General features: G+C 63.7%; 21 protein-coding genes and 1 tRNA gene. 10 read left to right on the forward strand and 12 right to left on the reverse strand.

Annotated features, from left to right (window positions below):
* The 6 genes from SX1_RS22725 to SX1_RS15220 all read left to right on the forward strand — a co-directional run.
* Nucleotides 1–193: ATP-binding protein (locus SX1_RS22725; protein ID WP_043145785.1), on the forward strand; the 193-nt coding region annotated here is incomplete at its 5' end.
* Nucleotides 193–1,644, forward strand: coding sequence for a nitrogen regulation protein NR(I) (gene ntrC, locus SX1_RS15200; protein WP_019053682.1), 1,452 nt, complete (start codon nucleotides 193–195; stop codon nucleotides 1,642–1,644). The genes SX1_RS22725 and ntrC, both read left to right, overlap by 1 nt.
* A 109-nt stretch (nucleotides 1,645–1,753) precedes the next feature.
* Complete coding sequence (locus SX1_RS15205) at nucleotides 1,754–4,009, forward strand: sensor histidine kinase (RefSeq protein WP_026002656.1); 2,256 nt, start codon at nucleotides 1,754–1,756, stop codon at nucleotides 4,007–4,009.
* Entirely contained in the window at nucleotides 3,999–5,369 is a 1,371-nt protein-coding gene (ntrX, locus tag SX1_RS15210) for a nitrogen assimilation response regulator NtrX (protein ID WP_019053683.1), read from the forward strand. The genes SX1_RS15205 and ntrX overlap by 11 nt, the downstream gene beginning before the upstream one ends.
* 157 nt (nucleotides 5,370–5,526) lie before the next feature.
* Nucleotides 5,527–6,009 (forward strand): RNA chaperone Hfq, encoded by a 483-nt coding sequence (gene hfq / locus SX1_RS15215; RefSeq protein WP_006960545.1) that lies wholly within the window; start codon nucleotides 5,527–5,529, stop codon nucleotides 6,007–6,009.
* Between the two features lie 129 nt (nucleotides 6,010–6,138).
* Nucleotides 6,139–7,083 (forward strand): glutaminase, encoded by a 945-nt coding sequence (locus tag SX1_RS15220; protein ID WP_017184536.1) that lies wholly within the window; start codon nucleotides 6,139–6,141, stop codon nucleotides 7,081–7,083.
* A gap of 67 nt (nucleotides 7,084–7,150) precedes the next feature.
* Here the strand turns inward: SX1_RS15220 and SX1_RS15225 are convergent.
* The 3 genes from SX1_RS15225 to moaA form a co-directional block, all read right to left on the reverse strand.
* Nucleotides 7,151–7,225: transfer RNA gene (locus SX1_RS15225), tRNA-Asn, on the reverse strand.
* Between the two features lie 124 nt (nucleotides 7,226–7,349).
* On the reverse strand, nucleotides 7,350–8,126 hold the full coding sequence (locus tag SX1_RS15230) for an NAD kinase (protein WP_019053685.1): 777 nt from the start codon (nucleotides 8,124–8,126) through the stop codon (nucleotides 7,350–7,352).
* Complete coding sequence (gene moaA / locus SX1_RS15235) at nucleotides 8,123–9,136, reverse strand: GTP 3',8-cyclase MoaA (protein ID WP_019053686.1); 1,014 nt, start codon at nucleotides 9,134–9,136, stop codon at nucleotides 8,123–8,125. The genes SX1_RS15230 and moaA overlap by 4 nt, the downstream gene beginning before the upstream one ends.
* Before the next feature lie 122 nt (nucleotides 9,137–9,258).
* Between moaA and SX1_RS15240 the strand changes: the two genes are divergently transcribed.
* A complete protein-coding gene (locus tag SX1_RS15240) occupies nucleotides 9,259–11,274 on the forward strand; it encodes a putative bifunctional diguanylate cyclase/phosphodiesterase (RefSeq protein WP_019053687.1) in 2,016 nt (671 codons plus the stop codon).
* On the opposite strand, the gene SX1_RS15245 is transcribed toward SX1_RS15240, so the two are convergent.
* The 5 genes from SX1_RS15245 to SX1_RS15265 form a co-directional block, all read right to left on the reverse strand.
* Entirely contained in the window at nucleotides 11,271–11,666 is a 396-nt protein-coding gene (locus tag SX1_RS15245) for an MAPEG family protein (protein WP_019053688.1), read from the reverse strand. The genes SX1_RS15240 and SX1_RS15245 overlap by 4 nt on opposite strands.
* A gap of 56 nt (nucleotides 11,667–11,722) precedes the next feature.
* Nucleotides 11,723–12,457 (reverse strand): TorF family putative porin, encoded by a 735-nt coding sequence (locus SX1_RS15250; protein ID WP_303620897.1) that lies wholly within the window; start codon nucleotides 12,455–12,457, stop codon nucleotides 11,723–11,725.
* A complete protein-coding gene (locus SX1_RS15255; protein ID WP_026149806.1) occupies nucleotides 12,444–12,857 on the reverse strand; it encodes a hypothetical protein in 414 nt (137 codons plus the stop codon). The genes SX1_RS15250 and SX1_RS15255 overlap by 14 nt, the downstream gene beginning before the upstream one ends.
* 111 nt (nucleotides 12,858–12,968) lie before the next feature.
* Nucleotides 12,969–16,445 (reverse strand): transcription-repair coupling factor, encoded by a 3,477-nt coding sequence (mfd, locus tag SX1_RS15260; protein WP_019053691.1) that lies wholly within the window; start codon nucleotides 16,443–16,445, stop codon nucleotides 12,969–12,971.
* 151 nt (nucleotides 16,446–16,596) lie between these two features.
* Nucleotides 16,597–16,863, reverse strand: coding sequence for an FAD assembly factor SdhE (locus tag SX1_RS15265; protein ID WP_019053692.1), 267 nt, complete (start codon nucleotides 16,861–16,863; stop codon nucleotides 16,597–16,599).
* On the opposite strand from SX1_RS15265, the gene recG reads away from it, so the two are divergent.
* Both recG and SX1_RS15275 read left to right on the forward strand, forming a co-directional pair.
* Nucleotides 16,816–19,014 carry an ATP-dependent DNA helicase RecG gene (gene recG / locus SX1_RS15270; protein ID WP_502685153.1) on the forward strand — a complete coding sequence of 733 codons (2,199 nt, stop codon included), beginning with the start codon at nucleotides 16,816–16,818 and terminating at the stop codon, nucleotides 19,012–19,014. The two genes, SX1_RS15265 and recG, sit on opposite strands and share 48 nt — an antisense overlap.
* Before the next feature lie 51 nt (nucleotides 19,015–19,065).
* A complete protein-coding gene (locus tag SX1_RS15275; RefSeq protein ID WP_019053694.1) occupies nucleotides 19,066–20,148 on the forward strand; it encodes a mechanosensitive ion channel family protein in 1,083 nt (360 codons plus the stop codon).
* On the opposite strand, the gene SX1_RS15280 is transcribed toward SX1_RS15275, so the two are convergent.
* Together SX1_RS15280 and tyrS are read right to left on the reverse strand one after the other, a co-directional pair.
* Nucleotides 20,111–20,464 carry a PilZ domain-containing protein gene (locus tag SX1_RS15280; protein WP_019053695.1) on the reverse strand — a complete coding sequence of 118 codons (354 nt, stop codon included), beginning with the start codon at nucleotides 20,462–20,464 and terminating at the stop codon, nucleotides 20,111–20,113. The genes SX1_RS15275 and SX1_RS15280 overlap by 38 nt on opposite strands.
* 76 nt (nucleotides 20,465–20,540) lie before the next feature.
* Nucleotides 20,541–21,758 (reverse strand): tyrosine--tRNA ligase, encoded by a 1,218-nt coding sequence (tyrS, locus tag SX1_RS15285; protein ID WP_026149807.1) that lies wholly within the window; start codon nucleotides 21,756–21,758, stop codon nucleotides 20,541–20,543.
* Between the two features lie 54 nt (nucleotides 21,759–21,812).
* On the opposite strand from tyrS, the gene SX1_RS15290 reads away from it, so the two are divergent.
* Nucleotides 21,813–22,898 carry an anhydro-N-acetylmuramic acid kinase gene (locus SX1_RS15290; RefSeq protein ID WP_019053697.1) on the forward strand — a complete coding sequence of 362 codons (1,086 nt, stop codon included), beginning with the start codon at nucleotides 21,813–21,815 and terminating at the stop codon, nucleotides 22,896–22,898.
* Nucleotides 22,899–23,003: 105 nt separating this feature from the next.
* On the opposite strand, the gene SX1_RS15295 is transcribed toward SX1_RS15290, so the two are convergent.
* Complete coding sequence (locus tag SX1_RS15295; protein WP_019053698.1) at nucleotides 23,004–23,987, reverse strand: 2OG-Fe(II) oxygenase; 984 nt, start codon at nucleotides 23,985–23,987, stop codon at nucleotides 23,004–23,006.
* A partial coding sequence (locus SX1_RS15300; RefSeq protein ID WP_019053699.1) for a VWA domain-containing protein occupies nucleotides 23,987–24,699 on the reverse strand: 713 nt, incomplete at its 5' end. The genes SX1_RS15300 and SX1_RS15295, both read right to left, overlap by 1 nt.

Genomic DNA, 24,699 nt, shown 5'->3' on the forward strand with positions numbered 1-24,699 from the left:
AGCCGGGGTACCGGAACATATTCTGGACCATCTCTTCAACCCCTTCATCACCGGCAAGCGCGATGGGCAGGGGTTGGGCCTGGCGCTGGTGGACAAGCTGGTGCGGGACATGAACGGATTCGTGCAATATGCGCGCGATGCGGAGGCGGGTGAATCCACCTTCCGCATCCTGTTGCCGATGGGGATGGGCTGATGGCCGCGACAGGAACGGTGCTGGTGGTCGACGATGATCCGGCTATCTGCGTGGTGGTTGGTGAAGCGCTGCGGCGGCAGGGGCACAAGGTCAAGACCGCCGGGTCGATCCGCGAGCGCGCCGCGCTGATGGACAGTTTCACGCCCGATGTGCTGATCACGGACGTCATGCTGCCCGATGGCGACGGGTTGGAAGGGGTGGCGGACATCATCGCCGACCGCCCTGCGCTCAGCGTCATCATCCTGTCGGCGCAGAACACGCTCAACACGGCGATTCGTGCGACCGAAAAGGGCGCGTTTGAATATCTGCCCAAACCGTTCGATCTGAACGAACTGACTCGCGCCGTATCCGATGCGCTGGGCACCCGGCAGGCGGACAGTGGAGAGGCTGAGGAGGGAGAGGGGGCTCTGCCCCATGACGGGCTACCGCTCGTCGGGCGATCGCCCGCGATGCAGGAAGTCTATCGGACCATTGCGCGCGTGCTGTCCAACGACCTGTCGATCCTGGTGCTGGGCGAATCGGGCACCGGCAAGGAACTGGTGGCCGAAGCCATCCACAGTCTGGGCCAGCGCCGGACCAAGCCCTTCGTCGCGATCAACATGGCCGCCATCCCGCGCGAATTGATCGAAGCAGAACTATTTGGTTATGAAAAGGGCGCCTTCACCGGCGCCCACGCCCGTACCGCTGGGAAATTCGAGCAGGCGCAGGGTGGCACGCTGTTCCTCGACGAAATCGGCGACATGCCGATGGAGGCGCAGACCCGGCTGCTGCGGGTGCTGCAATCGGGCGAAGTGACGACGGTGGGCGGCTCCAAACCTGTTCGGGTCAATGTCCGCATTATCGCGGCGACCAACAAGCATCTGCCGCAACTGATCGAGGAAAACCGGTTCCGGCAAGACCTCTATTATCGCCTGAATGTCGTGCCGATTTCCCTGCCCGCGCTGCGTGAACGGCGCGAGGATGTGATCCTGCTCGCCCGTCATTTTCTGGAGCGCGCCGCGCAGGAAGGCTTGCCGCGCAAGACGCTGGCGGACGATGCGACCCAATTGCTGATGGTCTATCACTGGCCGGGCAATGTCCGCGAATTGCAGAATATGATGCAGCGCCTGGCGGTGCTGAGCCGCGAAAATGTCATCACTGGCGAGATATTGCGCAACATGTTGCCGTTGGAGGCGGTTCCGGCCGACTATGCCGCCCCTGCCGATCATCTGGCCCATGCCGTGCGCGACTGGGCGCGGCGGCAATTGGGGGTCGGCATCGGCCAGCCCAACCGCAACCTGCATGATGACCTGCTGGCCGTCATCGAGCCGATCCTGTTGCAGGAAGTGCTGGCGACGGTCGATGGCAACCAGATCCGCGCCGCCGGCTTGCTGGGCATCAACCGCAATACGCTGCGCAAGAAGCTGACCGATTATGGGCTGGACCCGCTGCAACTGCGCCTGATTGATTGATCCAGATCATCATCGTGCGAGACGAACGGATGGCCTGGATCGACCAGTAACAGCAGACGCGACAATTACTGTGTTTGATCGGGCACGGGGTTGTTGTAACAAAGCCACTATGAGCGGCGCGACTACAGTTTCACGGCGGGTGCCTGGATGGCGGAGGCATTTGCCGCCTTTCCTGCGCCGACGGCGTCTGGCGGCGCTGGTCGAAGCTGTGACCCTGGCGCTGTTCGTGGGCATGGCGGTGCTGACCTACCGGCTCGTATCGAGTAGCGGCCAATCCTATGCGCTGCTGACCCCGCCGATCGTGGCGCTGTTGCTGGTCGCCAATCTGGTGCCTGCCATCGCCCTGCTGGTGCTGCTGGGGCGGCGTGTCGCCAAGCGGCGCGCGGCGGCTTCGGCCATTGGCAGCGATGGCCAGTTGCACGTTCGGCTGGTCGCCATCTTCTCGATCGTTGCCAGCGTTCCCATGCTGCTGGTCGTGATCTTCGCCTCGCTCCTGTTTCAATATGGCGTGCAATTCTGGTTTTCCGATAGCGCGCGCGGAATGTTGCAAAATGCCAGCGATCTGGCGCGCGGCTATTATGAGCAGAATCTGCGCGAAGTCGGTGATGAAACGGTCACCATGGCGAGCGATCTGCGCGACTATCTGGCCCAGTCGAAGGTGAGCAGCCCGCGCTTTGCCGAGGGCTTCATCTATCAGGTCGTAACCCGCAAACTCAATCGTTCGGCCATCATCGAGGTTGGCAAGGATGGCGTCGCCCGCACCGCCGCCACGGTCGACCCGGAAAACCGCCCCGCCGCGCAGATGTTGACCGATGCCGTGATCAAGCGGCTGAACGCCGGCGAAAATGTGGTCGTTCAGGCCAAGCCGCAGCAGATCGAGGCTGTGACGCTGCTCTATCCGAATTCGAAAATCTATCTTTATGCCACCCGCGATTCCGGGTCCTGGGCCTTCAGCAATGTCGAGCGCGCGCAAAAGGTGATTGCCGACTATGATATGTTTTCGGCGCAATCGCGCGCGTTGCAGCTCCGCTTCAACATTGCCCTGTTTGTGGGATCGCTGCTGCTGGTGGGCATTGCGGTCTATATCGCGCTGGCCGTTGCCGACTGGATGGTCCGGCCTGTCAATGAACTGGTGACGGCGGCCCGCCGGATCACGGCGGGTGATCTGTCCGCGCGTGTCACCAGTCCGCTTGCCCGCGACGAAATCGGCACGCTGGCGTCCGCCTTCAATCGCATGACCCAGCGGCTGGAGGCGCAGACCGGGGCGCTGGTCGCCGCCAACAGCCAGCTGGACGAACGCCGCGCCTTTATCGAAGCGATCCTGTCGGGCGTGACTGCTGGCGTGCTGTCGGTCGACCGCAAGGGCGTGATCCAGTTGCTCAACCGATCGGCTGCGGCGATATTGGTGGAGGAAGGCGACGACCCGGTCGGCCGTCTGCTCAGCGACGTGTCGGTCGATCTGGCAGACCTTATCGCCTCGGACGAAAGCGCGGGGATCGTGCAGGTCCGCGCCCATGGCGATTTGCGGACGCTGGCGGTCAAGGTATCGGACGATGCGTCCGGCCATATCCTGACCTTCGACGACATTACGCAGCAGCTGTCCGATCAGCGCCGCGCCGCATGGTCCGACGTGGCCCGCCGCATCGCGCACGAGATCAAGAATCCGCTGACGCCTATCCAACTGGCCGCAGAACGGCTCCAGCGTCGCTATGCCGACGAAATCAACAGCGACCGGTCGACCTTCACCCGGTTGACGGGCACGATCGTGCGGCAGGTAGGCGACCTGCGCCGCATCGTCGATGAATTCTCCTCCTTCGCACGGATGCCCAAACCCGTGTTCCGGCGCGAGACGGTGGGCGACATTGCCCGCCACGCGCTGTTCCTGCACGAAGTGGCGCATCCCGACATTCGCTTTGACTATCATGCCGACGCGCCTGATCTGGAACTGGTATGCGACCGGCGCCAGTTGGGACAGGCGCTGACGAACATCGTCAAGAATGCGGTGGAAGCCATCGAGCCCAAGCCCGAACCGGCAGACGGTCAGCCGCGCGGGCATATATCGATGCAGGTCGCGCAGGTTGACGAGGATCTGGTCATCACGGTGCGCGATGACGGTATCGGCCTGCCCCCCGAGCGGGAGCGCATATTGGAACCCTATATGACCACGCGGACCAAGGGGACGGGTCTGGGCCTCGCCATCGTCAAGAAGATTGTCGAGGAGCATCTGGGGGAAATTCGTTTCGACGACGCGCAGGGGGGCGGCGCATCGGTAACATTGCGCTTTGCTGCGGCGGCGCTGGAAAAATTGGAAGAAGGGCAGGCTATCGCCATGCCCAAAGGAAAAGTGACGGCCAATGGCGCTTGATATTCTGATAGTCGATGATGAAGAGGATATTCGCGATCTGGTCGCGGGTGTGCTGGAGGATGAGGGCTTTACCACCCGCACCGCCGCCAACAGCGACAGCGCGATCGAGGCGCTGGATTCGCGCCGTCCATCGCTGGTCCTGCTGGACGTTTGGTTGCAGGGATCGCGCATGGATGGCCTGGAACTGCTGGACGAGATCAAGCGGCGCGATCCGACGATTCCGGTGTTGATGATTTCCGGCCATGGCAATATCGACACGGCTGTCGCCGCGATCCGCAAGGGCGCCGCCGATTTCATCGAAAAGCCGTTCGAGGCCGACCGGCTGCTGCATCTGGTCAGCCGAGCAACCGAGACGGAGCGGTTGCGGCGCGAAAATCAGGTGTTGCGTGCCCGGTTCGGGCAGGATGATGAACTGACCGGGACATCGGCGGCGGTCAACGGCGTGCGCGCCACGATCAAGAAGGTTGCGGGAACCGGCAGCCGCGTCCTTATTTCCGGCCCGGCGGGCGTCGGCAAGGAAGTCGCCGCGCGGATGCTCCATAGCTGGAGCGGGCGTGCTGATTCGCCTTTCATCATCGTCGCGGCCGCCCGTATGGACCCGGACCGGGTCGAGGAAGAACTGTTCGGTCTGGAGGATCAGAGCGGTCTGGTCCGTCCGGGCTATCTGGAACAGGCGCATGGCGGTACGCTCTATATTGACGAAGTTGCCGACATGCCGATCACGACGCAGGGCAAGATATTGCGCGTCCTGACCGACCAGAGCTTCACCCGTGTGGGTGGCCAGCGCCAGGTCAAGGTCGATGTCCGGGTCATTTCCTCGACCGCGCGCGATCTGTCGACCGAGATTGAAGAGCGCCGCTTCCGGGAGGATCTTTTCTATCGCCTGAACGTCGTGCCGCTGGTCATTCCGCCCCTGTCCGAACGGCGCGATGATATTCCGCCGCTGGTCGAACATTATCTCGCCCGCTTCGCCGCGGAACGGCGCGTGCCGCCGCCAGATATGGCGAGTGACGCGATGGCGGCCCTGCAGGCCAATGAATGGCCCGGTAACGTCCGCCAGTTGCGTAATGTCATCGAACGCACGATGATTCTGGCGCCCGGTGATCGGATTGGCCGGATCGAACTGGACATGCTGCCCGCCGAACTGACCAGCAGTGGCGGCGGCGAAGGCATGGGGCAGTCCGCCATCATGGGCGCGCCGTTGCGGGAAGCGCGCGAAAGTTTCGAGCGGGAATATCTGCGTATCCAGATCCGCCGTTTTTCCGGCAATATATCGCGCACGGCGACTTTCATCGGCATGGAGCGATCGGCATTGCACCGCAAACTCAAGCTGTTGGGCATCACCGACGGCAAGGAATAGCAACAGCGATCAGGGGCGTGCCATTCCCCATGGACGCCCCTTCGCAATTGCGATACGATTGTTCCCGACCCCCGACAAGCGGGGGCAGGCAAGACACCCTGCCCAGGGGTGCAAGAGCGGGTAACGTCCCGCCAAGAATAAAGGACCGGCAGAGACCATGGCCGATAAAGTGAACAATCTTCAGGATATTTTCCTGAACAGCCTGCGCAAGAGCAAGACCCCGGTGACCATGTTTCTGGTCAAGGGCGTAAAGTTGCAGGGCATCATCACCTGGTTCGACAATTTTTCCGTGCTGCTGCGCCGCGATGGCCAGTCCCAACTGGTGTATAAGCACGCGATCTCCACCGTGATGCCTGCCCAGTCGATGGACCTGACCGATCTGCGCAAGGCGAGCGATGGCAATGGCAAGGCCAAGCTGTTGCAGGAAATCTTCCTGACTGCGGTACGCAAGTCTGGCAGCCCGGTGACCATGTTCCTGGTCAATGGCGTAATGCTTCAGGGCGAAATCGCCGCCTTTGATCTGTTCTGCATGTTGCTGGAGCGCGACGGGATGGTTCAGCTTGTCTACAAGCACGCCATTTCGACGGTCCAGCCGCTCCATTCGCTCGACCTGTCCGGCGAAAACGAACAGGACGACTGATCCTGCACGGCGCGCTTGGTCGCATCCCTTCTATAGAGCGTCTGGAAAGGCCGTATCGAGACATCATGCGATGTGTATGATCCTTCGATACGGCCTTTCGGCTTTGCACAACAGGGGCACGGCGCGGGCATGAGCCTCGATCTATCTTCCGTCATTGCCGATATTACGGCCACCATGGCGTCGATGGAGGATCGTGGGCAGGTTGCGACCTATATTCCGGAACTTGCCACGGTCGACCCGGCGCAATTCGGTATCGCCATCGCTACCGCCGATGGCCGGATGCTGACCGGCGGCGACGCCGACACCGGCTTTTCGATCCAGTCCGTGTCCAAAGTGTTCGCGCTTACCCTGGCGCTCGGCAAAGTCGGCGATCAGCTGTGGGACCGGGTTGGGCGCGAACCGTCGGGCAATGCGTTCAATTCGATTACCCAGCTGGAACATGAGCAGGGTATCCCACGCAATCCTTTCATCAATGCTGGTGCGATCGTCGTCGCCGACGTCAATCTGGGCGGTCACGAGCCGCGCGTCGCCATTGGCGAGATGCTGCGCTTCGTACGCTATCTGGCCGGCGATGACAGCATTGCCATTAACGAGGCCGTTGCCGCGTCCGAAACCGCCACCGGATTTCGCAACATGGCGCTCGCCAATTATATGCGCGCCTTTGACAATGTGCGTCATCCTGCCGAACTGGTGCTGGGAAGCTATATCCATCAATGCGCGATCGAAATGAGCTGCCGGCAACTGGCGCTCGCCGGTCGCTATCTGATGCTGGATGGCCGGCATCCGGGCGGTGGCCGGGTCATCTCGCCGCGCCGCGCTCGCCGTATCAACGCGCTGATGCTCACCTGCGGCCATTACGACGCATCGGGTGACTTCGCCTTTCGCGTCGGCATCCCTGGCAAGTCGGGCGTTGGCGGCGGGATATTGGCGATCGTACCGGGCCGTGCCGCGATTGCGGTCTGGTCACCGGGCCTCAATGCCAGTGGCAATAGCTGCCTTGGCACGCTGGCGCTCGAAGAACTCGCCCGCCGAACCGGCTGGTCGGTATTCAGCCCGCCGGAAGAGCGCGGCTGACAGTGATCATCGGATAGTTTGGAGCCCGCACCGTAGGCGGCAGTATCGCCGCGCTGGCAGGAAAAACTGGCTCCCCGAGTAGGATTCGAACCTACGGCCATTCGATTAACAGTCGAATGCTCTACCGCTGAGCTATCGGGGAGCAGCCCGACTTCCGCCGGGCAGGCCGCGCCTATAGCAGCGGCTTTTAAGAATTGGCAAGCGCTAATCTGATGATTTTTTTGGCTCCCCGTCAGGCCGGGCTTTGGCGCTGTCAAAGCGCCGGTTCAGGCGATGAATTGTTCGGCTGCGATGCGGTCGTCCAGCGTATGTTCCGGGTCGAACAGCAGGGTCAGGGGCGTCGCACGGTCGATCTTGACCTCCACCTGGGCGACATCGCGCACTTCGCGCTGGTCGGCCACGGCGCTGACCGGGCGCTTGACCGGATCAAGCACGGTGAAGCGGATGACGGTATTTTCCGGCAGGATCGCCCCGCGCCAGCGACGCGGCCTGAACGGGCTGATCGGGGTCAATGCGACGAGCGCCGATCCCAGCGGCAGGATGGGGCCATGCGCCGACAGATTATAGGCGGTCGACCCGGCGGGAGTCGCCACCAGCACGCCGTCGCACACCAGTTCAGGCAGGACAACGCGCCCATTGACCTGCACCTCCAGCTTGGCGGTCTGGCGGGTTTCGCGCAGCAGCGACACTTCGTTAATGGCCGGGATCGAAAACCGCTCACCATCGACCGTATCGACGATCATGCGCAGCGGATTGACCTTGAACATCTTGGCCGCTTCCAGCCGCTGCTCCAGCCGTTCCAGCCGCCATTCATTCATCAGGAAGCCGACCGTGCCAAGGTTCATGCCGAACACGGGGACGATCCGCCGCGCTTCCAGCATCGCGTGGAGCGTCTGGAGCATATAGCCATCGCCGCCCAGCGCGATGATCATCTCGGCTTCTTCGACCGACACGAAATCATAAGTGGCGCGCAGCCGTTCCTCGGCAGCCTTGGCCGCCTGAGTAGGGGACACGACCAGCGCACGCCGCATTTCGTCGCTCATCCGCCGGTGACGCTCATATGGCGGCGCGTGGCAGGCGCGGTTTCGCCCGCACCAATGCGAAAGTTGTGGTGCGCTGGCTTCAAACGCAGCGCGCGGTCGATCAGCGGCTCGACAGCAGCCAGTCCGCCTTCGCGCAGGGCCGTCTTGAAATCGACATGATCCTCATGGCCAAGGCACATGAAAATCTTGCCCTCGCATGTCATGCGAATGCGGTTGCAATCGGCGCAGAAATTATTGGTAAGCGGGGTGATGAGGCCAAGCCGCGCCGTCATCCCGGCGACCGCATGATAACGCGCCGGGCCGCCGGTGCGGTCGGGCAGGGGGGTCAATGCGTGGCGCGCGCGAATATCATCCGCTACCTGGCTCAAGGGCAGATAATGGTCAGTGCGGTCCTCGCCCGTCTCGCCCAACGGCATCGTTTCGATCAGGGTCAGGTCCAGCCCTTCGGCATCGCACCAGCGCAGCATTTGCAGGATTTCATCATCATTGATGCCCTTGAGCGCGACCATGTTGATCTTGATCGCCAGTCCCGCCGATTGCGCCGCTTTCAGCCCGGCGAACACCGCGGCAATATCGCCGCCACGGGTGACATGGGCAAAGCGCGCCGGGTCGCGGCTGTCCAGACTGACATTGATCCGGCGCACCCCTGCGTCGGCCAGCATGTCGGCATGGTCGGCCAGCTGGGTGCCATTGGTCGTCAGCGTCAGTTCGTCCAGCCCGCTGCCCAGATGCCGCCCGATCCGACGCACCAGATCGCCAATATCGCGCCGCACCAGCGGCTCGCCGCCGGTCAGCCGGATCTTGTTGATGCCGCGCGCCACGAACAGGTCGGCCAGCAGCGCGATCTCCTCCAGCGTGAGCACCTGATTTTTGGGCAGGAACTGCATCTTTTCCGCCATGCAATAGCGGCAACGCAGGTCGCAGCGGTCCGTGACGGATATACGCAAATAGCTGATCCGACGGCCCAGGCCGTCGGTCATCTGCGCGCGCGAGGGGTCCGCCATGGCCATGGCAACCTAGCTAGGCGATGGACTTGCCCGGCGCAAGGGCAGCCCGGTTGCGGTAGAGGCAAGACGTCGGTAACCCGTTGCTGCTAAGGCGGCACGATGCGCGCGTTCAGGGGACCATATCAGTGATCGCGGATCAGGCCGAAGACGGACAGCGCAGCCTGTTCATCCTGTCGCCCGGCGACCGGGACGGACTGTGCCATGCCGCGCGGTCAGCCGGCTGGCGCGCGATCGGCGCCAGACGCGCGCGAGAGGCACCGCAACGCTATTTGCGGAGCGAAGCGCAGGTTGCGCTGGTCGATATGCGTTCGGGCGGCGGGGAAGCCAAATTGCTGGCGCCCCTAGTCCCGGCGATGGAGGCGGGTGGCGGCGCGCTGATCGTGCTGGTCGACAAGGCGGACGAAGCGATCATCCCCGATCTGCTGGCGGCGGGCGCAACGCATTTTCTGACCGCACCCTATAGCGAGGCGTCATTGCGCGCCGTGCTGGCGTCCGCCCAGCGGCTGGTGGAGCGATTGGGCGGCGGGGCATCGCCCAGTCAGCGTGCACAGCGCATCCGACGGGGCGACGCGCTTTATTGGGAATTGGGACGCGGCGATTCGCTGCTGCGGCTGAGCGAAAGTCTGGCCCGTCATCTCGACCTGCCCATGGCGCAGGTTCATCCTGCGACGCTGATCCGCCGTTTGCCAAGGGCGGAACGGCGCGCGGTGCTGACGGCGTTGCGGGCAATGATGCGCGCCGGGCGACCTGCTGCACTGGCGCATGATCTGCCCGACCGGCCGGGCAACCGGCTGGTGCATCATCTGCGGATCGAGCAGGGGGTGGTTGCCGCCGATGTTGAATGGCTGTCCGACGCGCAGGAGCGGGATCTGGCCAGCCGCGACTATCTGACCGGCCTGCGATCGCGACAGGCGGCGCTGGACTGGCTGGATCGGCGTACCGGCCTGGCGACGACCGCCATATTGCTGTCGATCAGTCAGTTTGAACGGATGAACGCGGCCTATGGCCAGGTTGTCGGCGACGCATTGCTTGGCCGGATCGCGCGGCGGATCGAACGGATGGTCGACGATGTCGCACCCGGCGCGATGGTCGCACGCATCACTGGCACCGAATTTCTGGTCGGCTTGACGGGCGAAGCGGCGGGCAGCGATCGGGCGACCTTTCTGGCGCGCCAGTTGATCGCGGCGATCGGCCGCCCGTTCAGCGCGGGGGATCATCTTATCCGCCTGATCGCCCGCTGCGGCATAGCCCAGGCGCGGCCCGAAGACGATGCGACCCATTTGCTGCGCCGTGCCGGGACTGCGCTGGCGGATGCACGACAGGCGGGCGGGGAAGGCATCCGCATCCTGTCGACCGATCGGCACAGCCGTCAGGTCGATCCAGACCAGTTGGAAACCGACCTGCGGCTTGCGCTCGACCGGGGCGAGATAGGCATCGTGTTCCAGCCGCAATACCCGGTCGATTCGGAGGTCATTAGCGGGGTCGAGGCGCTGGCGCGCTGGAACCATCCGCAATATGGCCCGCTGGGCGCGGGCATATTGTTCGCTACCGCCGAACGATCCGATTATATGCTGCCGCTGTCGGCGCATATTCAGGCGGAGGCGTTGCGGCAGGCGGCGGCGTGGCCGCGCGCGCTCTCGACGCTGCGGCTGTCGATCAATGTGACGGCTGCGGATATTGCCCAGCCGGGGTTTATGGCCGGGTTGCTGGCGATCGTCGACCGAAGCGGTTTTCCCCGGTGCCGCCTGACGGTGGAGATCACCGAAAGCGGATTGATCGAGGATGTCGATGCCGCCTCTGTGCTGCTGACCGCGCTTCGGTCCGAGGGGTTGGCGGTCGCGATCGACGATTTCGGCACTGGCTATTCCAGCCTCGCCTATCTCAAGAGCCTGCCGCTCGACTATCTCAAGATCGACAGCGGGCTGGCGCAGGATATTGCCGGAACGGCGCGGGACCGGATCGTCGTGCGCGGCGTAATCCACATGGCCAAGTCGCTGGGCCTCAAGGTCGTGGCCGAAGGCGTCGAAACGCAGCAGCAGCTTGATCTGCTGGCGCGCGAAGGGTGCGATTTCTATCAGGGCTTCCTGCGATCGGCGGGGGTTTCATCGGCCGATCTGGTTGCGCTGGTACTGGCGGGCTAAAGGCCCAGCAGCGGCCACAATACCATGCCAAGGCCGATCAGGCTGATCATGAAGATGAGCGTGCGGATCATGGGGATGCCCAGCGCATAGACGGGAAGATAGGCGATGCGTGCGCCGATCCATATCCAGCCGCCCAGCGCCGTCATGTCGCTGGTTCGTCCTGCCACTACCACGCCGATCAGAGCGACGATCGCGATTGGCAGCGTTTCCTGAAAATTCGCCTGCGCCCGCGTCAGCCTGCCTGCCAGGGCATTGAGCGGCGGCAGCGATTCGTCGCGTGCGCCCATATTCCAGTGCGCGCCATATTGCCGGGTTTTGGCATGTGCTGCGGCAAAGACATGCGCCATCAGCAAAATCATGGCCCAGGCAAGGATCGTCAGTTCGATCGGCATGACAATAGTCCCTCTGTTGACAGGCAGAGGGTAAGCCGATGCCGGGGAAGCGGCAATTAAAAGCTGAACCCCGCTCGCGCGATCAGCGTATCGCCCGCGTCGCGGCGCGCGGGTCCGCCGATGCTGGTGCCGCTGTAGCGCAATCCTGCAAACCATCGTCCGCGATACCAGTCCAGCGCGACGCCATGATCGCCGTAGGTACCGTCAGGTCGCAAACGGGCAGAACGAGCCGGATCGTCAGCGTCGCCCGATGATCGGCCTACATGGCCGGACAGGGTGAAGGGCGTGTTCGGCAGTGCTATCGCGCCTGCTATGGACAGATAGAGATTGTCGCCGCCTATGGCGGACTGATGGGGCGCATAGTGTGCGCCGAAGTCGATGCTTGCGGGGCCAAGAAGAAAGCCTGCAACGGCGCCGACTTCGCCATAGTCCTGGCCTGATGCACCCGGAAACATATGGTAACGCCCCTGGGCCGACAGCCGCCAGCCGCCCAGTTGCCGGGTCCAGTTCAACCCGGCGTCGATGACGCCATCTGCGCCGCCATGCCGCGTGCTGCCCCACAGGCCGGTCGCAGCACTTTCGATGCTCAAACCATCCGTGACGGGAACGGACAGGCCCAGGCGAAGTGCCGGATCACCATCGCTCCAGCTGATACCCCGCCGCCGCTCATCGCTCATCGCCTCGACAGATGCGTCGAGGCCGGGACTTTGCGCGACGGCTGGCATGGCATGGGCGGCGGTGACAAGCATCGCCGCCCAAAGGATGCCGTAACGCGGATCAGTTGGACGCAAGATTACGCACCATGTCCAGTTCCGCCAGCAACGGCGCGCGGTCCTGCGCCACGGCTGCCGCCAGCTGGGCCTGAACCTGGCCCTGATGGCGTTCCGCAATATCCTTGCGGAAACGGTCGCCCGACGGACAGGCCGCGCTCTCGCTGCCCGACGCCAATGGATCGGTGGCGATGGTGCGGGCGAGTGCAGGACCATGGGCGAGGCTGCGGTCTATCTCGACCCGCGCGGTCCATTTGCACCGCTGCATATCCATCCGGTTGGGGGTTCGTGCGCCCACCGTGCGCGCGTTGACCACCAGTCGCGCGGTGTAATTGGCCTGAACCTGCATCCCATGATGATCGATCGCAACGCTATGCGAAGCCGCGGCAGCGGCGGCCATCGCGATAAGGGACATGCTCATATATTTCTCCTGCTTTGTGACGTCGGGCTATCTTGCCTGATCGTCAGCAGCGTGACTTAGATAGTCACTGTTTCCCGGCCATTGCTGGCGCACGACAAAAGCCTGCTTTCGTCATGCCGCCGCCTTGGCCAGACCCTTCGACAATTGCAGCGCGCCGTTGAGGCGAGCTGCGGAATCGGCCCAGTTGCGGTTGACCACCACCTTGCTGTCGGGCCGCAGCCGGGCCACGCCGTCCAGCCGCTGAATATAAGCGACCAGCCCCGCCGGATTGGGGAAGCGATCCTCGAAGAAGCTGACCAGCGCGCCTTTTTGCCCGACGTCGATCTTGGCGATGTTCGCCTTCACGCAATTCTGCTTGATCTCGATGATCTTGAGCAGGTTTTGCGTAGGGGCGGGCAGCTTGCCGAAACGGTCGATCAGTTCGGCGGCGAAGGATTCCAGCCCCTGCCGATCCTCTATCTCGTTCAGGCGGCGATAGAGACCCATGCGCAGGTCGAGGTCGGGGACATAATCGTCGGGGATCATGATCGGCGCATCGACGCTGATCTGGGGCGAGAAGCTGTCGCTGCGCGCTTCAAGGCCAGCGCCGCCCGCCTTGGCGTCCAAGATCGCCTCTTCCAGCATCGACTGGTATAGTTCGAAGCCCACTTCGCGGATATGGCCCGACTGTTCGTCGCCGACCAGATTGCCCGCGCCGCGAATGTCGAGATCGTGCGAGGCAAGCTGGAAACCAGCGCCCAGCGTGTCGAGGTCGGACAGCACTTTCAGTCGCTTTTCCGCCGTTTCGGTAATGATGCGGTTGGCCGGCGTCGTCATATAGGCGTAGGCGCGGGTCTTGGACCGGCCCACGCGACCGCGCAGCTGATAGAGTTGGGCGAGGCCGAAACGGTCGGCGCGATGGATGATCAGCGTGTTGGCGCTGGGAATATCCAGCCCGGATTCGACGATGGTGGTGGAGAGCAGCACGTCGTAGCGCTTGTCGTAAAAGGCCGACATGCGTTCTTCCACCTGCGTGGCGCTCATCTGGCCATGCGCGACGATCGCCTTGATTTCCGGCACTTCGGTGCGCAGATACTCCTCGATCTCGGTCAGGTCGGCGATGCGGGGGACAACGAAGAAGCTCTGTCCGCCGCGATAATGTTCACGCAGCAGCGCTTCGCGGATCACCACCCCGTCCCATGGCATGATGTAACTGCGCACCGCCAGGCGATCGACCGGCGGGGTCTGGATGACCGACAGTTCGCGCAGCCCGGACATGGCCATCTGCAATGTGCGCGGGATCGGCGTGGCGGTCAGGGTCAGCACATGCACGTCGGTCTTGAGCGCCTTCAGCCGTTCCTTGTGGGTCACGCCAAACCGCTGTTCTTCATCGACGATGACCAGACCCAGCCGCTTGAACTCGATACCCTTGGTCAGCAGCGCGTGGGTGCCAACGACAATATCGACCGTGCCGTCGGCAAGGCCCGCCTTGACCGCCTTGGCTTCCTTGTCGGGGACCAGGCGGGAGAGGCGACCGATATTGACAGGAAAGCCGCGAAAGCGCTCCTCAAACTGCATATGATGCTGGCGCGCCAGCAGGGTGGTGGGGCAGATCAACACCACCTGCATCCCCGCCATTGCTGCAACGAAGGCCGCGCGCAACGCCACCTCGGTCTTGCCGAATCCCACATCGCCGCAGACGAGCCGATCCATTGGCTTGCCAGCGCCCAGATCCTCGATCACGTCCAGAATGGCGCGCTCCTGATCCTCCGTCTCCTGATAGGGGAAGCGATCGACGAAGGCGGGGTAGCCTGCATTGTCCGGTTCAGCGACGGTGGCCGCGCGCAGGGCGCGCTCCGCAGCGGTCTTGAGCAGTTCACCCGCGATTTCGCGGATGCGCTCCTTCATCTTCGCCTTGCGCCGTTGCCACGCTTCGCCGCCCAGCTTGTCGAGGCCCACGCCTTCACTGTCGGAGCCATAGCGGGAGAGGACTTCGAGATTTTCGACCGGCACGAACAGCTTGTCGCCGCCGGCATAGCTGAGCGCTACGCAGTCATGCGCCGTCTTGCTGACCGGGATCTGGGTCAGTCCTTCATAACGGCCAATGCCATGGTCCATATGGACCACCAGATCACCGGGCGAGAGGGTCGCCAGTTCCGCCAGGAAGGCATCGGCGCTCTTCTTGCGCTTGGCCCGGCGGACCAGGCGATCGCCCAGCATGTCCTGTTCGGTCAGCACCGCGACGTCGGGCGCGGTGAAACCATGGTCGAGCGGCAGGATGGTCAGCACCACGCTGCCATTGGCGGCCAGCCCCAGCGCCTCCTGCCAATCGTCCGCCGCCGCCATGCGCCTGACGCCATGGTCGGCCAGCAGGCCCGACAGCCGTTCGCGCGCACCGGCGGAATAGCTGGCGATTACGACCTTCTTGTCGGTCCGCTGCAACGCCGCGATATGCTTGCCGACCGCGTCGTAGACATTGGCGTTCTGCGCCCGTTCCGGCGCGAAATCGCGCGGACCATCGACCGCAAAGTCCAGAACGGTGGCGCTGTCCGGTTCGTGAAACGGCGTCGCGACGTGCATTGGCCAGCGGGCGACGACCGCGTCCCATTCGGCAGCGTCGAGATAGAGAAGATCGGGCTTGAGCGGGCGATAGGCACCCGGATCGGACGATTTCGCCTGGACCCGGTTGGCATGATAGTCCCTGATTGCTTCAAACCGGGAATCCGCCGCGCCGACGACGCCATGGTCGCGGATGATGACGGCATCGTCGCCCAGATGGTCGGACAGGGGAACCAGCTTTTCCTCAAACAGGGGCAGCCAATGTTCCATGCCCGACAGCCGCCGCCCCTCGCTGATCGCCTGATAGAGCGGATCGCCGGTCGCGGTCGCGCCGAATATTTCGCGATAGCGGCCGCGAAAGCGCTTGATCGTATCTTCGTCCAGCAACGCTTCGGACGCTGGCAGCAGGGTGAAGCCTTCCACGCTGCCGGTGGTGCGCTGATCGGTGGGGTCGAACCGGCGGACCGTCTCAATCTCGTCCCCGAAAAAGTCGAGGCGCAACGGTTGATCCTCACCGCCCGGAAACAGATCGACAATGCCGCCGCGAATCGCGAATTCGCCGCGATCATGAACGGTATCGGTGCGGACATAGCCATTGGCTTGCAGCATGTCGGCAAGGCGCGTGATCGCAATCCGCTCCTTGGGCGCCAGCTTCGCCACCAACTGTCTGACGCGAAACGGCGTCAGCGTCCGCTGCGTCAGGGCGTTGAGCGTGGTCAGCACCAGTTGTGGGCCTTTGGGCTTGGCCTGCAAGGCGTGAAGGCCAGCCAGACGTGCCGACGCGGTGCGCAGCGAAGGGCTGGCGCGGTCATAGGGCAGGCAGTCCCAGGCCGGGATTTCGATGATCTCGATCTCCGGCGCGAAATAATGGGCTGTTTCCGCCACTGCGCGCATCAGTTGTTCGTCGGAGGCGACGAACACGGCGCGGGCCGAACCTGCACCATGCGCGGCGCGGGCGATGTCCGCCAGCAGCCAGGGCTGGAACCCCGCAGGAACGCCCGACAGGGTCAGCGGCGCTTTGGCGCGGAGGATTTTCTGGAGATCGGTCATAAATGTTCGCTCTTCAACTCAATCATCCTCCCCTTGCAGGGGAGGTGGCAGGGCGAAGCCCTGACGGAGGGGTGTCATGCTATCGAGAGGGCGACACCCCTCCACCACGCCCTTCGGGCGCGGTCCCCCTCCCCCTGCAGGGGAGGAGTTTCTAATTTTCGATCTTCACGAAATCGAGTTTCAGGAACTTGTCCATCATCGGCCCCTTCCATTCGTCCGGCACAGGGATGGTGCCCAGCGCCCAGCCGATGATGTCGGCGTCCTGTTCATCCATGAACCGCTCGAACCAGGCGATCTCTTCCGCATTCCACTCCTGGTGATACCGTTCGAAAAAGCCGCCCACCGCATAATCGGATTCGCGTGTGCCCCGGTGCCAGGCGCGAAATTTCAGGCGGCGCATCTGGGGATCATCGTTCACAATTTGTTCCTTTTGCGGACACGCCGAAAAAGCCGATCGGATGTTTGTGCCATCGTCCCGGCTCAGCTAGATGGGCAGCAGATAGACATGCGACCCGATATTCTCAATCCGCTCTTTGCCGAAATCTCTGTCCTTAAGGGCATTGGACCGGCGCTGGCCCGCCCGCTGGAGCGGCTGGGGCTGGCGCGCGCGGTCGATGTGGCGTTCCATCTGCCGGTCAGCTGGGTCGATCGCGTCCTGACCGACGAACTGGATATGACCGATGCGGGCCGGGTGATCGGCATCGTCCTGACCCCGGTGGATTATCGAGCGAGCGGCAGCGCCCGCGCGCCGTTCCGCGTCCATGCGACCGACAGGCATGGCAACTATGTATCGCTCACCTATTTCGGCCGGAACAGCGCCTGGCCGCGCAAGCTGTTGCCGCTGGGCGAACCCAAATTCGTATCGGGCAAGCTGGAAGCCTATGGCGACAATCTTCAGATCGTTCATCCCGACCATGTTCTGCCGCCCGACGAGGCGGCTACCATTCCCGCGCGCGAGCCGGTCTATGGCCTGTCCGAAGGGCTGACCAACAACCGAATGCGCGACCTGGTGAGGCAGGCGCTGGCCCGCGCGCCCGACCTGCCCGAATGGATCGAACCCAGCTTGCTGGCCCGCAAGGACTGGCCGGGCTGGCGCGAGGCGCTGGCCCGCATCCATGCGGACCCGTCCGACGCCATGGCGCGCGAGCGGCTGGCCTATGACGAGATTTTCGCGGGACAACTGGCACTGATGCTGGTGCGGCAATCCTCGCGACGGCGGCGCGGCGTACCGATCTCGGGCGACGGGCGGTTGCGCGCAATGCTCAAGCTGCCCTTCGCGCCAACGGGCGCGCAGCGGCGGGCCTTTGGCGAGATTGAGGGCGACATGGCGCAGGCCACGCCGATGCTGCGATTGCTTCAGGGCGATGTCGGGTCTGGCAAGACGCTGGTGGCGTTGATGGCATTGCTCAACGCGGTCGAGGCCGGGATGCAAGGGGCGATGCTTGCGCCGACCGAGATATTGGCGCGCCAGCATTATGAGACGCTGCGCAAAATGGCGTCGGGCCTGCCGGTCGAGATCGCCATCCTGACCGGGCGCGACAAGGGCAAGGTGCGTGAGGCGACGTTGATGGGACTGGCCGATGGCAGCATCGACATCCTGGTCGGCACCCATGCGATCTTTCAGGAAGCGGTGCAGTACAAGAATCTGGGCCTGGCCGTGATTGACGAGCAGCATCGCTTCGGCGTTGCCCAGCGGATGATGCTGGCGAACAAGGCCGAACGCGCGCCCCATCTGCTGGTGATGACCGCAACGCCTATCCCCCGGACGCTGACGCTGACCTATTATGGTGAGATGGAGGTGTCCAAGCTGGACGAGATGCCGCCCGGCCGTCAGCCGATCCAGACCGTGGTGATGGCGGCGACGCGGCTGGATGAGGTTGTCGACGCGCTGGCCCGCCATGTCGAGGGCGGGGGGCAGGCCTATTGGGTCTGCCCGCTGGTGGAAGAGAGCGAGACGAGCGACCAGGCGGCGGCGGAAGCGCGGGCGGAATCGTTGAAGCTGCGCTTTGGCGACCGGGTGGGGCTGGTCCATGGCCGGATGAAAGGACCGGAAAAGGACGCGGCGATGGAAGCCTTTGCCGCGAACCGGACGCAGATATTGGTAGCGACCACGGTGATCGAGGTGGGCGTCGATGTGCCCAATTCCAGCCTGATCATCATCGAGGGCGCGGACCGTTTCGGCCTGGCCCAGTTGCACCAGCTGCGCGGGCGGGTCGGACGCGGCGACAAGCCGTCTGTCTGCCTGCTGCTGCGCGGCAATGCGCTGGGCGAAACGTCGCGGGCGCGGCTGGCGCTGATGCGGGAAACGAATGACGGCTTTCGCATTGCCGAGGAGGATCTGAAGCTGCGCGGGGCCGGTGAAGTGCTGGGGACGCGCCAGTCGGGCGAACAGCAGCTGAAACTCGCTACGCCGGAGCATCTGGCATCGTTGCTGGAAGCGGCGCGGGATGACGCGCATTTGTTGATCGACCGCGACGGTGGGCTGGACAGCCCGCGCGGACAGGCGGCACGGACCTGCCTCTATCTGTTCGAGCGGGATGCGGCGGTGGGGCTGTTGCGCGGCGGCTAGGAAAAATGCTGCATTTGCGAAACAAATGAGGGTGCGCCACGTTCGCATCCCATGACCGACATCAGCATGACCCACATCACGCCCATGGCGGCGCTATCCATCGGCATCGCCGTTGGCGTGGCATTCCTGTTGCACTGGGCGATCTATGCCGTTGCGTTGCGGATCGTCCGCGCCCGCATGACCCCGCTGCTATTGCCGGAAATATTCCAGCCCACGCGATGGCTGGTTGTGCTGATGGCTCTGGCGGGCGGCCTGAAGTCCATCGAGATGGGGCCGCGTGTCGAAGAGTTCTGGTCCATCGGGTCGAAGATGATCTTCGCGTTGCTGGTCGGCTGGCTCGTCCTGCGTGGGCTGCGCGCGCTGCGCAGCATGATCGAGCACAAGGCCGACATGAGCGTGGAGGATAATCTGAAGGCCCGGCGGCGTCATACGCAGGTTCGCATCCTCTATCGTATCACCCAGAGCATCGTCGCGGTGCTGGTGATCGCGATGATGCTGATCGCCATTCCCGGTGTCCGCACCGTGGGCGTGACGTTGATGGCGTCGGCGGGGCTGGTCGGTCTGGCGGTTGGCGCCGCGGCCCAGCCCGCGCTTAAAAACCTGATCGCGGGCATTCAGATGGCATTTTCCGAACCGATCCGGCTGGACGATGTGGTGATCGTGGAGGGGGAATGGGGCCGGATCGAGGATATTACGCTGACCTATGTGGTCGTCCATATCTGGGATGACCGGCGGATGGTGGTGCCGGTGTCCTATTTTCTGGAAAAGCCGTTCCAGAACTGGACGACGAAAACGTCCGACCTGCTGGGCACCATATTTCTTTATGTGGACCCGACCGCCGATGTGGAGCGCATTCGCGCGAAGTTCATCGAAGTAACCGGCGCCAATGCCCGCTGGGACAAGCGCGTCGCCATCCTGCAGGTGACTGACCATCGCGCCGATGCGCTGGAGTTGCGGGGATTGTTGAGTGCCCGCAATGCAGGCATTGCATTCGACCTGCGCTGCGAGGTGCGCGAAGCGATGCTGTCCTTCCTGCGCACGGATATGCCCGAAGCGCTGGTGCGGACCCGTCAGCGGATAGAAGCGGACGGATTGTTTACCACGCCGTCCGGCGCGGAGGGACGAGCGCCATGAGCGCGTCATAGGTACGTGGCGCGATGGGTTGCAGAAATTCGACGCCCAGCCGTCCATCCTCGACCCAGCGGACTTCGGCGGGATGGTCCTTCACGATCGGCAGCCAGATCGTCATCTGCTCCCCCACCAGCAATCCGCCATCGCTGCGGCACATGGCGCCAAGCGGCGATATGTTGATGATGCGCACGCCATGGGTGCGGCCGCGCGCGGTGACGTGGCTGACCATGTCAACCAGATCGCGGGGCGCGCGGCGCTGATCCACGGCGGGATCGCGCGATCGCATGACATGATTGAGGTTGGCGAACAGCGAAGACATGGCCGCAGCCTAGGGGGACGAAGATGGACGCAATGCTACCGGGGATGGTTAATTTTCCCCTAGCATTATTTCCCCGTCAGGCGACCACGATCCCATGCCTTTTTGCGCCGAAACTGACCTTGTCCCCCGGTTTGAGGGTCAGGGCAGGATCGTTTACCACATTCCCGTTCACCCGGATCGCATTTTCCAGCAATTTGCGCCGTGCTTCCTTGTTCGACGCGGCAAAGCCGAGCGCGACATTGGCCTGCACCACCGTCAACCCTTCCGCGCCGATGCTGACGGTCGGCAGGTTCGCGTCCGACGCGCCTTCCTCGAATGTCTTGCGGGCCGTTTCCGCCGAAGCGGCGGCGGCTTCCGCGCCATGGGCCATGGCGGTGGCGGCATCGGCCAAAATCTTCTTGGCCTCGTTGATCTCGGCACCCTGCAAGGCTTCCAGACGGGCAATCTCGTCCAGCGGCAGGTCCGTGAACAGCCGCATGAAGCGTCCGACATCGGCGTCCTGGGTGTTGCGCCAGAATTGCCAGTAATCATAGGGCGGCAGCGCGTCGGCGTTGAGCCAGACCGCGCCGTTCATCGTCTTGCCCATCTTGCCTCCGTCCGCCGTGGTGATGAGCGGACTGGTCAGGCCATAGACCTGGGTGCCATCGACCCGGCGCGCCAGTTCGATGCCGTTGACGATATTGCCCCACTGGTCCGATCCGCCCATCTGCAACCGGCAGGCCGAACGGCGCGACAGTTCCAGAAAGTCATAGGCTTGCAGGATCATATAGTTGAATTCGAGGAAGCTGAGCGACTGTTCGCGATCCAGCCGCAATTTCACGCTGTCGAAGCTGAGCATCCGGTTGACCGAGAAATGCTGGCCGATGTCGCGCAGGAAGGGGATATATTCCAGGGCGTCGAGCCAGTCGGCATTGTCGACCATGACTGCATCGGTCGGACCATCGCCGAAGGTCAGGAATTTTTCGAACACCCGCTTGATGCTGGCGACGTTCGACGTGATGAGATCGTCGGTCAGCAGCTTGCGCGCTTCGTCCTTGAAGCTGGGATCGCCGATCTTGCCGGTGCCGCCGCCCATCAGCACGATCGGCTTGTGCCCTGCCTGCTGCATCCGGCGGAGCATCATGATCTGCACCAGGCTGCCGACATGGAGCGAGGGGGCGGTCGGATCGAAACCGATATAGCCCGGTACGATCTCCTTTTGCGCCAGCGCGTCGAGACCCGCCGCATTGGTGACGTCATGGATATAGCCGCGCGTGTCGAGCAGGCGCAGGAGGTCGGACTGATAGTTGCTCATGGCGCGCGCCTGTAGCATTGGGAGGGCGGCTGTAAAAGAGGCGGAGAGTCGTAAATGCTGGCAATCGGCCTGATGTCGGGGACATCGCGCGACGGGATCGACGCGGCGCTGATCGAGACGGATGGGGATGGGCTGGTCAAGCCGGTCGCTTTTCATGCGCAGGCCTATCAGGACGGCTTCCGGGTGCGGCTGGCCGAAGCCTGCGCTCGCGCCATGGCGATGGATGCGCCGGGGTTCGAGCCGCTGATCGCCTCGGTGGAGGCGGAGCTTACTGAATTGCATGTGGAGGCGGTGGCCGACCTGCTGGGGCGCAGCGGCCATGTGGCGGAGGATGTCGGCGTCATCGGCTTTCACGGCCATACCGTCGCGCATCGGCCCGACCGGCGCTGGACCTGGCAGATTGGCGATGGCGCGGCGCTGGCCGGGGCGTTCGGCATCGCGGTCGTCGGTGACCTGCGCAGCGCGGATGTGGCGGCAGGCGGGCAGGGCGCACCGCTGCTGCCGGTCTATCATCGCGCGCTGGCTGCCGGGCTGGAAAAGCCGGTGGCCATCCTCAATCTGGGCGGGGTTGCCAACATTACCGCAATCGGATCGGACGGGGCGCTGACGGCGTTCGACACGGGCATGGCGAGCGGGCTGATCGACAACTGGATGCAGGCGCATGGCGACATGGCGTATGACGCTGGCGGAGCCTGCGCCGCGCAAGGGCGCGTCGATGAAGCGCGGCTGGGCGCGATGCTGGCCGACCCATGGTTTGCCGCGCCGCCGCCCAAGAGCATCGACCGTGAGGCGTTCACGATCGAAGCGGTGCAGGGGCTGGATCTGGAGGATGGCGCGGCGACGCTGACCGCCTTTTCCGCAGCGGCGGTCGCGCGCGGTATCGACCATCTGGCCGAGCGGCCGCTGTGCCTGCATGTCGCGGGCGGCGGGCGGCATAACAGGACGCTGATGGCGATGCTGGCCGAGCGGTGCGGGGTCGATGTCCGGTCGGTCGATGCGCTGGGCTGGGACGGCGACGCGCTGGAGGCGCAGGGCTTCGCCTATATGGCGGTGCGCCATCTTGCGGGACTGCCGATCAGCTTTCCGGGGACGACGGGCGCGCCGGAGCCGATGACGGGCGGGGTGCTGTTTCGGGCTTAACTTCGCATATTTCCCGGCAAATGCGACATTATATTATGTGAGCGTGATCCTATCGCAAAGTGGCTGACGCATCATAACAGCCCGGTTTGTCGTAGGACAGCGGGGTCATGGCGATGTCGCCTCATGCTGGCCAAAGCCGTTCGGGCCGTCCGGTGGCCTTTGCCGTATCCAGCGGCTGGCGATCAGCTTGATCCCCGATTGCACCGGCAGCCCGGCATGTTCGCTCATCGGGTCGGGGCGTCCATCGGGCAGGATGTTGGCGAAGAGCAGTCCATCGCCCTTTCGACCGCGATGGGAGAGGGGAAGGCGGGTGAAGTGGGTTTGTCCGCCGGTAAAATCGTCGTTGAGATAGACCAGAAGGGTCAGGCTGCGCTGGTTGGAAAGGCCCGGCACGGCGTCCAGATGGAGGCGATATTGCTGGCCGGGGCGATAGCGCAGGACTTGGAGGGTTTCGCCCTGTTCAACCGTGGTGCCGCTGGCGGCGGCGAGGCGGCGGTTGATGGCGCGAATGGCGGGCCATTCGGACACGATGGGAAAGCCCGCCGCGTCGGAATCGCGCACAGGATCGGCGACGAAACGCTTTTGCCCTTCATGAAAGATCAGCGCCGGGCGCAGCCTGCGGTCGGACAGGCTGGCGAGCAGGTCACATTCCGATGGCGTGAGCAGGCCGGGCAGGGCGTGGATCATCGGGCTGTCGGACAATGGTTCAGGTGTCGGCCAGGCGAGCGGATCGCCATGGGCGTCGATCGCCATTGCCGCAATCAGGGCACGTTGCCCGGCCGCGATCGGGTCGCGATCCGCCCAGTTGTCGAGCATCGTCAGCGCCCCGGCCCAGTCGCGTGCGCCACCGACGCCGGAAGCCAAGAAGCCCGCAAGAATCCGCGCCGCGCCGATGCTGTTGGCGGCGGCGAGATCCACCCGCGCGGCGGCCAGGTCACGCGGTAGCCATCGCTCCTCGACCCGCCAGAGCGCCCGCATCGCCAGCGCATCGCCATCGCCGCGCGCACAAGCCGCATCGATCAGCCCATGCGCCGACGCGCTGTCGCCACGCTGAAGCAGCGCCAGCGCTTTGGCCACGATCGTCGTCATCAGCGCTTGCGCGTCAGCTCCCGCATGGCCGCGTCGATGCCCTCGATCGTCAGCGGATACATGCGGTCGTTCATCAATTCGCGGATCAGGCGGATAGACTGGTTATAGCCCCAATGCGCTTCGGCCGTGGGGTTGAGCCATACGGTCGCGGGATAGGTATGGGCGACCCGTTGCAGCCAGACCGCGCCCGCCTCTTCGTTCATATGTTCGACCGACCCGCCCGGATGGCTGACCTCATAGGGGCTCATCGTCGCATCGCCGACGAAGATCACCTTATAGTCATGGCCATATTTGTGGAGGATGTCCCAGGTCGGGGTACGTTCGGCGAAGCGGCGGCGATTATCCTTCCACACGCCTTCATACAGGCAGTTATGGAAGTAGAAAAATTCCATATTCTTGAATTCGCTGGTCGCGGCGGAGAAAAGCTCCTCACATAGCCTGACGAACGGGTCCATCGATCCGCCGACATCCAGAAACAGCAGCAGCTTGACCGCATTATGCCGTTCGGGCCGCATCCTGATGTCGAGCCAGCCCTGTCGCGCGGTGCCGCGGATGGTTTCATCCAGGTCCAGTTCCTCCGCCGATCCTTCGCGCGCGAAACGGCGCAGGCGGCGCAGCGCGACCTTGATATTGCGGGTGCCCAGTTCCTTTGTGTTGTCGAGATTGGCGAAGTCGCGCTTTTCCCACACCTTGATCGCGCGCTTGTGCCGGC

The organism is Sphingobium xenophagum NBRC 107872 (genome assembly GCF_000367345.1).
GTDB classification, from domain to species: domain Bacteria; phylum Pseudomonadota; class Alphaproteobacteria; order Sphingomonadales; family Sphingomonadaceae; genus Sphingobium; species Sphingobium xenophagum.

What these genes read in the sequence shown, in the direction of transcription:
- SX1_RS15220 (WP_017184536.1), top strand. Translation starts at nt 6,139, where the DNA reads ATGAGCCTCGATCTATCTTCCGTCATTGCCGATATTACGGCCACCATG.
- SX1_RS15295 (WP_019053698.1), bottom strand. Translation starts at nt 23,987, where the DNA reads ATGACGACGATCGTGGCCAAAGCGCTGGCGCTGCTTCAGCGTGGCGAC.
- moaA (WP_019053686.1), bottom strand. Translation starts at nt 9,136, where the DNA reads ATGGCCATGGCGGACCCCTCGCGCGCGCAGATGACCGACGGCCTGGGC.
- tyrS (WP_026149807.1), bottom strand. Translation starts at nt 21,758, where the DNA reads ATGAGCAACTATCAGTCCGACCTCCTGCGCCTGCTCGACACGCGCGGC.
- mfd (WP_019053691.1), bottom strand. Translation starts at nt 16,445, where the DNA reads ATGACCGATCTCCAGAAAATCCTCCGCGCCAAAGCGCCGCTGACCCTG.
- hfq (WP_006960545.1), top strand. Translation starts at nt 5,527, where the DNA reads ATGGCCGATAAAGTGAACAATCTTCAGGATATTTTCCTGAACAGCCTG.
- SX1_RS15245 (WP_019053688.1), bottom strand. Translation starts at nt 11,666, where the DNA reads ATGCCGATCGAACTGACGATCCTTGCCTGGGCCATGATTTTGCTGATG.
- SX1_RS15205 (WP_026002656.1), top strand. Translation starts at nt 1,754, where the DNA reads ATGAGCGGCGCGACTACAGTTTCACGGCGGGTGCCTGGATGGCGGAGG.
- ntrC (WP_019053682.1), top strand. Translation starts at nt 193, where the DNA reads ATGGCCGCGACAGGAACGGTGCTGGTGGTCGACGATGATCCGGCTATC.
- SX1_RS15230 (WP_019053685.1), bottom strand. Translation starts at nt 8,126, where the DNA reads ATGAGCGACGAAATGCGGCGTGCGCTGGTCGTGTCCCCTACTCAGGCG.
- SX1_RS15255 (WP_026149806.1), bottom strand. Translation starts at nt 12,857, where the DNA reads ATGAGCATGTCCCTTATCGCGATGGCCGCCGCTGCCGCGGCTTCGCAT.
- ntrX (WP_019053683.1), top strand. Translation starts at nt 3,999, where the DNA reads ATGGCGCTTGATATTCTGATAGTCGATGATGAAGAGGATATTCGCGAT.
- SX1_RS15275 (WP_019053694.1), top strand. Translation starts at nt 19,066, where the DNA reads ATGACCGACATCAGCATGACCCACATCACGCCCATGGCGGCGCTATCC.
- SX1_RS15290 (WP_019053697.1), top strand. Translation starts at nt 21,813, where the DNA reads ATGCTGGCAATCGGCCTGATGTCGGGGACATCGCGCGACGGGATCGAC.
- SX1_RS15280 (WP_019053695.1), bottom strand. Translation starts at nt 20,464, where the DNA reads ATGTCTTCGCTGTTCGCCAACCTCAATCATGTCATGCGATCGCGCGAT.